Here is an 11,977-nt window from a genome sequence, read left to right on the forward strand (position 1 = left end):
AGTGACATGGCTACTACGCTAGTAGTACATTCGCGGTGTGGGCTGAGGACCGGTCAGGAAGGCGGCGACCATGCCAACAGCACTCATCACCGGGGCCGGACGAGGCATCGGGCAGGCCATCACTCTGCGACTGGCCCGCGCGGATTGGACAGTCTTCGCCGGCGTCCGCGACGACGCCAGCAAGGAACGCCTCACCACAGCCGATGGACGCATCACGCCGGTCCAGCTCGACATCACCAACGAGGCACACCTCTCCGCCCTGGCTGACCGGCTACCCGAGCGGTTGGACGCGTTGGTCAACAACGCCGCGATCGGCGTGCTGGGCCCGGTCGAGGCTGTCTCCATTCCAGACTTCCGCCGCCAGTTCGAGGTCAACCTCTTTGGCCAGGTCGCCGTCACCCAGGCTTTGCTGCCCCAGATCCGTGCCGCCAGCGGCCGGATCGTATTCATCTCCTCGACCGGCGGCCGCGCGCCGGTGCTGATGGAGGGCGCCTATTGCGCATCGAAGTTCGCGGTCGAAGGACTCGCGGACGTGCTCAGGGGCGAACTGCGACCCTGGGGCATCGACGTGTCCGTTGTCGAGCCGGGCCCCACCGACACTGGTCCCTGGCGCGAGATCCAGTCGATGCTTGCAGACATGGAGGAGGGTATGTCCGCCACACACCGCGAGCTCTACGCACAGCACATTCGCGGGATGCGCAGGCTGGTCACGACGCTCCAGCGCCGGACTGCGCCGCCGGACGTCGTAGCCCGGGTTGTCGAGCAGGCGTTGACCGCACGCCGTCCTCGTGCCCGCTACGCCGCCGGGGCACAGGCCCAGGCGATGCTCACCATGAACGCGGTGCTGCCCACGCGGCTCAACGACGCCATCGGTGCCCGCCTCCTCGGCCTGCGGCACCCCAAGCAGACCAACGCGATCTCGAGCCACGCGGGTTGACATCGTCCACTCATCATTGAGGCCAACGAACCAGTCCGGCACTTCGCTACGACCGGAATGCGTCCTGCCGCCGCCTGCCGGGCACATCGCTGCGCTGGCCTGTGCGTGAGGTGGGACCCCCCGCTTTCGCGGCCGATGGTGAAGCCGCCACCCGTGCCGACTCGGCCGAGTTCAGCGCTCGTTCTGCGCCGCATGCTTGCCGACGCGACCGTGCGGGGTGACGATGGCTCTGACAGGAGGCCAGATGGCCAAGAATCCACTCGTGCAGTCCGAGCCGGACACGATCCGGAACCGCCCAGACCGGTCGGACGAGCGCTACACCGCCAAGGGCCGCCTGCGGTCGCCGGTCTACGAGGCTGAGATGGAGCGCCTTCAGGAACAGCTGGTGCTGCTCCAGTACTGGATCCAGTCCCAGGGCCTCAAAGTCCTGGTCATCTTCGAGGGACGTGGCTCAGCGGGGAAGGGGGGCGTGATCAAACGGATCACCGAACGCACCAGCCCCCGCACCGTGCGCATCGTGGCCCTGCCGAAACCCACCGACCGCGAGCGCACCCAGTGGTACTTCCAGCGCTACGTCGAGCACCTGCCGGCCGCCGGGGAGATGGTCCTGTTCGATCGCAGCTGGTACAACCGCTCGAACGTGGAGTGGGTGATGGGCTTCTGCACGGAGGACGAGCACCAGGAGTTCCTCCGCAGCTGTCCCGAGTTCGAGCGGATGCTGGTCCGCTCCGGGATCGTGGTCCTCAAGTACTGGTTCTCCGTCAGCGCGGAGGAGCAGCAACGGCGCTTCGAGGCGCGCAACGCCGAGCCGCTCAAGCGGTGGAAGCTGTCCGACATGGACCTCGCGGAGCGCGAGCTCTACGTCCGCTACTCCATGGCCAAGGACACCACCTTCCAGTACACCGACATCAAGCAGGCGCCCTGGTACGTCGTTCCGTCCGACGACAAGAGGGCGGCCAGGCTCAACTGCATCAGCCATCTGCTCGCGCAGTTCGACTACGAGGATGTCGCTCCCGCGCCCGTGGAGCTCCCGGAGGTGCGGGACGCCCCCTACGTCAGACCGCCGATGCACGAGCAGACGTTCGTTCCGCAGCTGTACTAGGTAGCCCGCGCCATCCGCCGCCCTGCGTCACAGGTAGATGTTGTCGTGCTTCTCCATGAACTCCTGAAGCTCGTCGTGACTCGGCGTCCAGCGCCCCTCGGCCAGCTCGACCATTCCTTCGAAGTAGGCCTCGCGCGGGGCGCCGGGCGCGAAGAGAATCAGCAGCGAGGCAGGCTCGCCTGACTCGTTGCGGAAGCCGTGGAGGCCTCCCTCGGGCACGTAGACGAAGTCGCCCGGTCGACCCTCCAGCCAGGTGCTGCCGTCGAAGAGCTGCACCGTGCCCGAGACCACGAAGAAGGACTCGCTGATGGTCCGGTGGAAGTGCGGCTGCGCCCCGGCCGGCTCCGGGCCAATGTCCCATCGGTAGAGCCCGAAGCGGCCATCAGTCGTCGCCCCCGTGGCCAGGTAGGTCGCCGAGCCACCGGGAAGAGGCAGATCGGGTGGCGTGGCCGCCGGGCGGTAGCGAGCCAGGACGTCGCCGTTGCCGAAGTACGTGGGGTCCGGGTACGACATGTTCGGACGCTATCTGCGACGGGAGCGGTCCGGAAGAGTCCCAAAGTGGATGAGGACCGATGGGCGCCGGTGTCGGCTTGCGGCGCGATGATCCACCAGCGCGACGCTGGTCTCGTGCCGTGCCGTGCCGTGCCGCTCCGCATAGTCTTCGCCGCCACACCGTCCCTGCGAACCTGCGGGCCGGGCCGTCTTCAGTGCCGCGTCACTTCGCCGCGTGCTGGCGTCACCGTTTCGGACATCTGAAGAACATCAGGGCGATACAGCTCGCGCATTCGCCCGGCTGGAGTCAGCCCGCGGACCCACCGCGGGCTGACCGTTGACAGCAGGTAGCCAGAGGGCGCAGTCACTCGTGGAGCTCGAGGTCCCCGACGAGCGGCCGTGGCACGACCTGCGCGCCGCGCAGGAGCCGCTCGAACGCATTCCGTGCCGCCGCATGTGCATCCCGCGCGTCTCGACCCGACCGACGAGAGCGCAGGTTCTCGCAGCTCCTGACCCGCTCGGCGCCGAGGCAGGTGTCCCATCCCTTGCGGCCGTTCGCGAAGTCGCCGCGACCCTGGCCCAGGTCCAGGACGTCCCGCCCTCGTGTGGCGACGACCGAGTCGCGGCCTCCGCGCATCGACGTCTCCAGGCTGCGCCCTCCCCGCATGATCACGTCCTCGTTGCGGTGGGTGCCGCGGACCTGCCAGCGGGAGTCCTCGCCCTGGATCCACAGGACCTCGAGACCGCGCACCCGACCGGCCCGTGCTTTGGTCCGAAGAACTCCGCGGCCCAGGTCCACGGTGATCGGCGAGCCCTTGCCGAAGCCCGCCCTCCGCACGTCGAAGGTGACGAGATCTCTGGACCTGCCTCCGTCCACCGACAGCCCGCGCGAGGCGGGGGTGAGCCTGAGGTAGATGTCGTCGTGGCCTCCACCGCCGTCGACGTCGACGTCCTCCACGGCCTCGACCACGAGCTGATCGTCTCCGTCCTGGCCGCGCAGGACGGCTGGGGCGGTCTCCGGGTGGACCTCGAGATGGTCCGTGTCGTCCCCGCCACGCGCCGTACCTCCAGCCTGTCCCAGGAAGATCCAGTCCATGCCCGGCCCTCCGTCGATGTCGTCCGGGGCGTCAGCAGCCGGGTCGACGTCCGTGTTCGTGAAGTCTGCGGAGAGGGTGTCGTTGCCGCCGGCGCCGTCGATCTGGTCAGCACCGCCACGACCGATCAGCACGTCGAGGTACGGCGATCCGATCAGGACGTCCGCAGTGCGCGTGCCCGCGATGCTCAGCGCCTCGGTCACGACGACCTGATCGGTGCCTGACGGCTCTGCCACGAAGCCCAGTCCGCCGACGGGGGTGAGGTCAGCCCTGATCCCGCCCGGGAAGCCGGCGGCGAGGAGGTCCGAGTAGAGCACGGTGTCCGCGGGAATGGAGAAGTCGTCGCGCGTCAGGGGGTCGAGGCCGGGGTCGACGTAGTCGCTGCCCGGTCCCGGCCAGATGACGTCGCCGCCGGCATCGCTGTCGAACCCGCCGAAGATGCGGTCGTCGCCTGCGTACCCCGCCAGACGGTCCGTCCCCTCGTCGCCGCAGATCACGTCGTTGCCGAGGAATCCCGAGATCGTGTCGTCGCCGCCCAACCCGACGATCACGTCGTCGCCGTCGGTCCCGTTGAGGACGTCGTCTCCCGGCGTGCCGAGAACCGTCGCGGGCCTGCCCTCGCACGTCCCCGCGACGGCACTCGACGGCACAGCGGGAAGCAGCGGCGCGACGAGCGCGAGACCGGCGAGGACCAGGCGAGGCCCCGTGGTTCGCCCAGGAGTCCACCTCCACGCCGCTGGTGCCCTCACGAGCGGCCTGTTCGACGGTCGACCTGTGCCTCCGTGTGTGTCCATGTCTCGTCTCCTTCCCCGCAGTCGATGCCACTCAGGATGAGCGCCCCCCGCGCGCCGCACATGGGACCGAAGTCCCGAACGGCTCGGGAAAAGTGGGACGTCGTCGGCGCCTGCGATCCTGCGCCGCCGCGTGGTCTGCCCCGCGGGTGTCCCGCAGCGTCATCCGCAGAGGCGTGTCAGGCACACTGCACGAGTGCCCGACCCGCTGCGCAACCTGCTCGCCGCGCCGCCCGACCTCCCGGTCACCGCGGGCCTCGCACCGCTCGTCGAGGCACTTCGGACTCGCGGAGTCGCGGTGGTCCACGCACCGCCGGGCACCGGCAAGACGACCTTGGTCCCACCTGCGGTCGCCGGGGTCGTCGACGGACGGGTCGTCGTCACGCAGCCCAGCCGCATCGCCGCCCGCGCTGCTGCCCGTCGGCTGGCGCACCTGCTCGGCGAGCCGGTCGGTGAGACGGTCGGATACTCCGTACGCGGAGACCGTCGCAGCAGTCGACGTACCCGTGTCGAGATCGTCACGACCGGTCTGCTGCTCCGGCGGATCCAGCACGATCCCGAGCTGGTCGGCGTCGGGGCCGTCGTGCTCGACGAGGTGCACGAGCGCCACCTCGACGCCGACCTGACCCTGGCGCTGCTCGTCGACGTCCGGGCCAACCTGCGTGAGGACCTGTCCCTGGTGGCGATGTCGGCCACCATCGAGGCCGAACGGACGGCCGCCCTGCTCGGACGCGACGATGATGGCGGCGCTCCGGTGATTCGCGTCCCGGGTGCCCTGCACCCCGTTCGAGCGGTCTGGTGCCCGCCCCCTGCGGGTGTGCGCCGCACCGACGACCGGGGGATCACCCCGGCGTTCCACGACCATGTCGCAGCGACCGTGCGTCGTGCGCTGGTCGGGCACGAGGGGGACGTCCTGGTCTTCGTGCCGGGTGTCGCGGAGGTCGAGGCGACCGTACGTCGCCTGGCCGGCGTGGACGCGGCCGTGCACGCCCTGCACGGACGGTTGTCCGGCGCCGAGCAGGATCGTGCGCTCAGCGAGGGCCCGCGTCGACGGGTGATCGTCTCGACCGCGGTCGCCGAGTCGTCGCTGACGGTGCCGGGCGTACGCGTCGTGGTGGATGCCGGATTCTCGCGCGAGCCACGCACCGATCACCGACGGGGACTGGCTTCCCTGGTCACCGTCGCGGTGAGTCGGGCAGCGGCCGAGCAGCGGGCGGGACGGGCCGGACGGCTGGGTCCGGGGACCGTGCTGCGGTGCTGGTCCGAGGCGGAGCATGCGCACCTGGCCGCCCACCCGGAGCCCGAGATCGCCACCGCCGACCTGACGGCCTTCGCCCTGGAGGTGGCGTGCTGGGGCAGCCGCGACGTCCACGACCTGGCACTGCTCGACCAGCCCCCGGCGCACGCACTGTCGGCGGCCACGGAGGTGCTGATGGGTCTGGGGGCGATGACCGAGGACGGGAGGGTCACCCCGCGGGGCCGGGTGATCGCCGGCGTGCCCGTCGATCCCAGGCTGGCGCGTGCGCTCATCGACGGGGCTGGTCTCGTCGGGGCCGAGCGGGCCTCGGAGGTGGTCGCGATGCTGAGCGAGGACGTACGCGCTCCCGGCGCGGACCTGGTCGCCGCGCTCCGCTCGCTGCGTGCCGACAAGCGGGCAGGAGCGTGGCGCCGCCAGGTCACCAGGCTCGAGGAGGTCGTCGCGAAGCAGGACACCGCCGGCGAGCGGAGAGCGACGTCGAGCCACGCCCGAGCACTCACCGACGACGTGGCGGTGGGTCTGGTGGTGGCCCTGGCGCACCCGGACCGGATCGCCCGCAAGCGCTCCGGCACGTCGAGCTACCTGATGGCGTCCGGGACAGGCGCGGCGCTCGACTCGCGCGACCCGGGGCCGCTGGCCGGACTGGAGTGGCTCGCGGTCGGTGACGCGGAGCGACGGCCCGGGCAACGTGAGGCCCGGATCCGCGCTGCGGCCCCCCTCACCGAGGACCTCGCGCTGGAGGCAGCGGGATCGCTGTGGACCGAGGTGGACGAGGTCACCTGGACCGGCGGGCGGGTGCTGGCTCGCCGACGGACGTTGCTGGGAGCGATCGAGCTCAGCTCGGTCCCGCTGAGCGATCCACCCGCGCAGGCCGTGAGCGACGCGATCCGGGAGGCGGTCGCGAAGGAGGGGATCGCTCTCCTCGCCTGGACGGAGGCGGCCACGGCGCTGCGCGCCCGCCTCGACTTCCTGCACCGCGCGCTCGGTGACCCGTGGCCCGACGTCAGCGACGCAGCACTGACGCAGGACCTCGACTTGTGGCTCGGGCTGCAGCTGGCGCGGGTCCGCTCGGCCCAGGACCTTCGTCGCCTCGACGTGACTGCTGCCCTGCGAGCGATGGTGCCGTGGCCGGAGGCGGGCAGGCTCGACGACCTGGCTCCCGAGCGCGTCGAGGTGCCGAGCGGGTCGAGCGTGCGGATCGACTACTCCCAGGACCAGCCGGTGCTCGCCGTGCGCCTGCAGGAGGTCTTCGGCTGGACCGCAGCACCGGTCCTGGCCGACGGCAGGGTCCCGCTCCTGCTGCACCTGCTCTCCCCCGCGCGACGCCCGGCCGCCGTCACCGCGGACCTGGAGTCCTTCTGGGACAACGGCTACCCGGGCGTGCGCGCTGACCTGCGCGGGCGCTATCCCAAGCACGACTGGCCCGAGGATCCACGCAGCGCACCAGCCACCGCGCGGACGAACAAGGCTCGCCGGAGCTGAGTGGTGTGTCGACCCGCCTGAGGTGAATCTCGTTGGGGTGGAGAGATGACCCTCGGGGATGTAGTTGCGCACCTGTCGGATGGCTAGCGTCCCACTTGCCTGCCGCCCATCTGGGGGCCTGTTGGAGGTGATGGATCGTGCGCGAGGTACGCCACCTGATGGTCGAGCTCACCCGGCTCGCGCAAGCGCTGGACGCCGCCCCCGACGAGGACACCCGAGTCCAGATCGCCGTCGGCAGCGCCGTACTGATCGTGAGCGGCTGTGACCACGCCGGCTTCACGGTCAACGAGGGGGGCAGGCTGTCCACCGAGGTGGGCACCGATGACCTGGTCGGCCGAGCCAACAGCCTGCAGAGCGAGCTCTCCGAGGGGCCGTGCCTCGACGTGATGCGTGACCAGGACTCACTGGTGAGCAACGACCTCACGCAGGAACGTCGCTGGCCCCTCTGGGCAAGCCGTGTCCACGCCGATCTCGGCGTCGGCTCGATGATGTCGCTCCTGGTGTACACAAGCAGGCACTCGTACGGCGCGTTGAGTCTCTACGCCGATCAGCGCCACCGGTTCGATCAAGAAGATGTCGCCGTGGGGCAGGCACTCGCCGCCCACCTGGCCGTGACCATCGACGCTGGACGACAGATCGACCAGCTCAAGGTCGCCATGGACAGCCGCACGATCATCGGCCAGGCACAGGGCCTCCTGATGGGGCGTCTGGGCATCGATGCCGACCAGGCGTTCGACTACCTGCGGCGGATCTCGTCTCATTCCAACCGAAAGCTCTCGGTCGTCGCCATGGAGATCGTCCGCACACGGCAGCTGCCGTCGCGTCCGTCGAACGTCGGATCGGTGGCCAGCTAGCTCCCTGCAGCCGGGGGCCGTCCCAGATGAGCACGATCGACCGTGCGCCGGGCGTCGGGCTCGAAGCCGTTGGCCAATCCCCACAGGATCGCTTGTGGTCGGCGTTGGGCGCCGATCTTCCGATAGGCCGAGCGGATGTAGGTCTTCACCGTGTTGGTGCTGAGGAAGACGCGATCGGCGATCCTGGTTGCTCAGCCCCTGGGTGACCAGTGCCAGCACCTCCGCCTCACGCGGAGACAGACCCGCAGACCGTCCCGGCCAGTCGCCCACACCGCCGACGCTCGTTTCGTACTCACCGGTGATGACGACGACCTCGCCGTCCATGACGCGCTCCAGGGCGGCGACGACCTCGGGACCGGTGAGGACCTTCGAGAGGTAGCCGCTGGCACCACCGGCCATGGCCTGCCTGATCATGCCTGGCTCGACGTTCCAGCTGTAGACGACCACCTTCGCGCCGCTGTCGCGCACGAAGTCCTGGAGGTCGATGCCGACGCCCTGCACCTGGCCGAACGTGTCGTAGAGGACGATGTCGACGTCGGTGATCACGGGCGTCAGCGCCCCGGTCTCGACCACGTGGATGTTCTCGGACGCCAGGAACGAGGCGACCCCGGCCACGACCACCGGATAGTCGTCCACGATGGCCAGCCGCAGCACCCGCTTCACTGTCGTCCCATGTCGAGACTGTAACCCCGGCGGGCCCGGGATGGGTGGGAGTACCGCGGGCGGGCTGTCGCCCGCTCGCGGCTGTCGCCAGGTCGGGCATCGACACCCGGGCCGGCGGAGCGAATGATGGTGCAGTGAAGCGGCGACGAAGGAAGTTCGCGGCTCGGGTCGACCACGCTGTCGCCCCTCGGCACCTGTCGGCCCAGAGCTGGCGCGAGCTCATGCGGCGCGCTGTGGCCCACGTGGTGGAGGCTCGGCTTCCCTTCCTCAGCGCCGGGGTCGCGTTCTTCGCCGTCCTGTCCGTCGCGCCAGTGCTGGTGACCGCACTGTCGGTCTACGGCGCCCTCAACACGCCCGCCCAGGCTCGCAGCCAGCTCGCAAGGATCGCAGAGGTACTACCGCCGCAGGTGGAGCTGCTGGTCACCGACCAGCTGACCAGCATCACCACCGCGTCGACGGAGGTGCTGACGGCGCGCGGGCTCGTCGGCCTCGGGCTCGCGTTGTGGACGGCCACGACGGCGATGGTGGCTCTCATCGACGCGTTGAACGTGGCCTACCACGAGACCGAGACCAGGGGCTTCGTGCGGCGGACCGTACTGGGTCTCTCGTTCGTCCTCGGCGGTGCGCTCCTCCTGGGCGCGGCGATCGCTCTCGCCGGCGTGACCACCCGAGCCATCGACAGCTCACCTGCCTACGTCCGTGCCGTGGCGGGGATGGCCGCGTGGCCAGCGATGGCAGTGCTGATGTGCACGACGCTCGCCGTCCTCTACAGGTTCGCCCCGGACCGCAAGAACCCGCAGTGGCGATGGACGACGTGGGGAGCCGTGGGCGCCACCGTGCTGTGGGCAGCGGGTTCCGCCGCGCTCTTCGCGTACGTGCAGAACCTCGGCACCTACGGGACCATCTACGGCTCGCTGGCCGGTGTCGCGATCAGCATGTTCTGGCTCTGGTTCACCGTCTTGCTGGTCGTGTTCGGAGCAGCGGTCAACGGGGAGTCCGAGAGGCAGACCATGTACGACTCCACGACAGGGCCTGAGCGCCCGATGGGCCAGCGAGGCGCGGTCGTCGCTGACAGCACGCCGCACCACCTCAAACGTCCCTGACCGCCCAAGCGCCACTTCGCCCCGATCCGCACGCGAGGAGCAGCGCGAGCCCTCGCGGCGAGGACGCTGCACGCCGTCCTGACCTACGCTGTGGCAATGAGTGAGGACCGCATCGTCGAGGCATCCCGGCGCCTGGCCACCGCCCTTCGGCCTGGCGACCTGGACCAGACGCTCGCCAACATCACGGCGGCCGCGGTGGAGGTCCTGCCGGACGTGCAGTCGAGCAGCCTGACCATCAAGCACGCAGACGGCCGGCTGGAGACGGTCGCCCCGACCCACGAGATGCTGCGAGAAGTCGACGCGGCGCAGTACGAGCTGCAGGAGGGGCCTTGCTACGAGGCGGCGGTCGACACCGTCCACGTCGTGTCGCCCCACCTCGCGGCCGATGACCGCTTCCCGCGGTACGCGCCTGTGGCACTGCGAGCGGGAATCCGGGCGCAGGCCGGTATCCGCCTCTTCGACGCCCCCGACTCGAACGGCGCCCTGAACCTCTACTCCGACAAGGTCGGTGCCTTCGAGGACCTCGGCGTGATCGCCGACCTCTTCGCCCACCAGTCCGCCGTCGCGCTGGACTACGCCCGCAGGGTCGACCAGCTCGAGGAGGCAGTCAAGACCCGTCAGCTGATCGGTCAGGCCGTCGGGATGGTGATGGAGCGCTTCCAGGTCGACGAAGCCCGCGCCTTCGGCTTCCTGACCCGCCTCTCGAACCAGGAGAACCTCAAGCTGCGTCTTGTCGCAGAACGGCTCCTCGCCACGCCGGGCAACCGGCCAGACGGAGCAGCCGATGCGTGATGGGGCGTTGTCCCTGCGCGTGGGGGGCGACAGGGCGGCCCCCCGGTGAGCAGGGACCGCGACGAGGAGGGCCGGCCGCGCCAGGCCAGGCCGCGCGACGAGCTCGGCCGTCCGCTGCCGTACGGCGCTCAGGGGGTCGAGCCGGTCTCTGAGGACCCGTTGCCGCCGCACGACACGGTGCAGTTCGCCATCGAGCTGCTGGACCAGGGCCGGCCGTTCTCGGCCCACGAGGTCTTCGAGGCCCGCTGGAAGGACGCTCCCGAGGCTGAGCACGACCTCTGGCAGGGACTGGCCCAGCTGTGCGTCGGGCTGACCCACGCCCTGCGCGGCAACGCCACCGGCGCGCAGCGACTGCTCGAGCGCGGCAACGGCCGGCTCGAGCGGTACGCCGCGACCGGCGGTCCGACGTACGGGCTCGAGCTGGCGGAGTTCCGCACGCGGATCCACCGCATGGCCGCGCCCGACTGACACGGGCCCACCACGTGGCCACCGATCGATCTACCGGGACGCGTCGGCGAGGTTCCGTGCAGGACCCCGGTCGCCTGCCCCGGCGTGATGTCGCCCAGTTCAGCGTCGGGTGGCCGCTACTGGGTGACCAGGCTGCCGACCCGGACCGCCCACATGACGATGCGGTCGACCTTGACCACGTCGGTGGCGTCACCCGAGTTGTTGAGGCAGATGAGCTGTGCGGTCCCTGGCCCGGTCAGCTGACCGGCCTGGCTCAGGGTCAGCGGCACCGTGTAGACGTTGCCCGAGAAGGCCGACTGCAGGAGCGTGCCGTACTGCGAAGCCGGTTCCGATCCGAGCTGGACACGGCACAGAACGGGTTGGAAGGTGCTCTCGGAATGGCCGAGCTGGGCGGTGGCCGTGACCGCGTAGGCCCCCGCGGGGAGGCTCAGGGAGGCCACGATCGCTCCTCCCCCTCCGGGCAGGTTCACGTCGGCCGGCGATACGCGGTAGACGGTGCTCGGGCCGATCGGCCCCGTCGGCCCCTGAGGCCCTTCCGCTCCGGTGGCACCGTCGGCTCCCGTCAGGCCTTGCGGCCCTTGCGGCCCTTGCGGCCCTTGCGGTCCTTCCGGCCCGGGTGCGCCAGTGGCCCCGGTCGCTCCCGTCGGGCCCTGCGGCCCTGCCGGACCGGTCTCACCCTGCTGACCACGAAGTGACTCGCGTGCCGTGAGTGAGATGTCCTTGACCTTCAGGGTCTCGTTCCTGATGTCGGCGGTGGTGACGGTGCCGTCCTTGATGTCGGCGCCGGTGATGAGCGCCGCTGCGAGCGCTCCACCTGAGAAGCTGACGGCCAGGGCGGTGGCGGCCACGCCGAGGACGATGGTGCGGGAGCTCGGCACGACGCGCATCCGCCGAGGCTAGGTGCCGCCTCGGAGGCGCGTTGCCTTATCGGTCCTCCTCCC

12 protein-coding genes are annotated in these 11,977 nt (G+C 70.3%); 8 read left to right on the plus strand and 4 right to left on the minus strand.

The genetic code is table 11. From position 1 onward, the window contains the following. The first annotated feature begins 70 nt into the window (after window positions 1-70). Entirely contained in the window at window positions 71-937 is an 867-nt protein-coding gene (locus AC57BS_RS23840; protein ID WP_496413926.1) for an SDR family oxidoreductase, read from the plus strand. Window positions 938-1,181: 244 nt separating this feature from the next. Further along, the gene (ppk2, locus tag AC57BS_RS23845) at window positions 1,182-2,039 is read left to right on the plus strand and encodes a polyphosphate kinase 2 (protein WP_496413927.1); all 858 of its coding nucleotides are present in this window, start codon (window positions 1,182-1,184) and stop codon (window positions 2,037-2,039) included. Between the two features lie 27 nt (window positions 2,040-2,066). Here ppk2 and AC57BS_RS23850 read toward each other — a convergent pair whose 3' ends face one another. Next, window positions 2,067-2,552 carry a cupin domain-containing protein gene (locus tag AC57BS_RS23850; protein WP_496413928.1) on the minus strand — a complete coding sequence of 162 codons (486 nt, stop codon included), beginning with the start codon at window positions 2,550-2,552 and terminating at the stop codon, window positions 2,067-2,069. A gap of 343 nt (window positions 2,553-2,895) precedes the next feature. Then, entirely contained in the window at window positions 2,896-4,275 is a 1,380-nt protein-coding gene (locus AC57BS_RS23855; RefSeq protein ID WP_496413929.1) for a calcium-binding protein, read from the minus strand. A gap of 337 nt (window positions 4,276-4,612) precedes the next feature. Between AC57BS_RS23855 and hrpB the strand changes: the two genes are divergently transcribed. Together hrpB and AC57BS_RS23865 are read left to right on the plus strand one after the other, a co-directional pair. Continuing rightward, the gene (gene hrpB, locus AC57BS_RS23860; RefSeq protein ID WP_496413930.1) at window positions 4,613-7,156 is read left to right on the plus strand and encodes an ATP-dependent helicase HrpB; all 2,544 of its coding nucleotides are present in this window, start codon (window positions 4,613-4,615) and stop codon (window positions 7,154-7,156) included. 137 nt (window positions 7,157-7,293) lie between these two features. Then, window positions 7,294-8,010 (plus strand): GAF and ANTAR domain-containing protein, encoded by a 717-nt coding sequence (locus AC57BS_RS23865; protein WP_496413931.1) that lies wholly within the window; start codon window positions 7,294-7,296, stop codon window positions 8,008-8,010. Here the strand turns inward: AC57BS_RS23865 and AC57BS_RS23870 are convergent. Next, entirely contained in the window at window positions 8,007-8,159 is a 153-nt protein-coding gene (locus tag AC57BS_RS23870; RefSeq protein WP_496413932.1) for a hypothetical protein, read from the minus strand. The two genes, AC57BS_RS23865 and AC57BS_RS23870, sit on opposite strands and share 4 nt — an antisense overlap. A gap of 1 nt (window position 8,160) precedes the next feature. Between AC57BS_RS23870 and AC57BS_RS23875 the strand changes: the two genes are divergently transcribed. From AC57BS_RS23875 to AC57BS_RS23890, 4 genes are all read left to right on the plus strand, one after another. Further along, complete coding sequence (locus tag AC57BS_RS23875) at window positions 8,161-8,697, plus strand: hypothetical protein (RefSeq protein ID WP_496413933.1); 537 nt, start codon at window positions 8,161-8,163, stop codon at window positions 8,695-8,697. 110 nt (window positions 8,698-8,807) lie between these two features. Further along, complete coding sequence (locus AC57BS_RS23880) at window positions 8,808-9,776, plus strand: YihY/virulence factor BrkB family protein (RefSeq protein WP_496413934.1); 969 nt, start codon at window positions 8,808-8,810, stop codon at window positions 9,774-9,776. A 96-nt stretch (window positions 9,777-9,872) separates the two neighbouring features. Further along, a complete protein-coding gene (locus AC57BS_RS23885; RefSeq protein WP_496413935.1) occupies window positions 9,873-10,568 on the plus strand; it encodes a GAF and ANTAR domain-containing protein in 696 nt (231 codons plus the stop codon). Window positions 10,569-10,613: 45 nt separating this feature from the next. Further along, window positions 10,614-11,036 carry a DUF309 domain-containing protein gene (locus tag AC57BS_RS23890; RefSeq protein WP_496413936.1) on the plus strand — a complete coding sequence of 141 codons (423 nt, stop codon included), beginning with the start codon at window positions 10,614-10,616 and terminating at the stop codon, window positions 11,034-11,036. 116 nt (window positions 11,037-11,152) lie between these two features. On the opposite strand, the gene AC57BS_RS23895 is transcribed toward AC57BS_RS23890, so the two are convergent. After that, window positions 11,153-11,884 (minus strand): hypothetical protein, encoded by a 732-nt coding sequence (locus tag AC57BS_RS23895; protein WP_496413937.1) that lies wholly within the window; start codon window positions 11,882-11,884, stop codon window positions 11,153-11,155. Window positions 11,885-11,977: the final 93 nt, after the last annotated feature.

Source organism: Nocardioides sp. BGA-UO-ETr-FS32, assembly GCF_059567905.1.

Excerpts from the sequence above, each read along its gene's own strand:
- AC57BS_RS23840 (WP_496413926.1), top strand. The coding sequence starts at position 71 with ATGCCAACAGCACTCATCACCGGGGCCGGACGAGGCATCGGGCAGGCC.
- ppk2 (WP_496413927.1), top strand. The coding sequence starts at position 1,182 with ATGGCCAAGAATCCACTCGTGCAGTCCGAGCCGGACACGATCCGGAAC.
- AC57BS_RS23850 (WP_496413928.1), bottom strand. The coding sequence starts at position 2,552 with ATGTCGTACCCGGACCCCACGTACTTCGGCAACGGCGACGTCCTGGCT.
- AC57BS_RS23885 (WP_496413935.1), top strand. The coding sequence starts at position 9,873 with ATGAGTGAGGACCGCATCGTCGAGGCATCCCGGCGCCTGGCCACCGCC.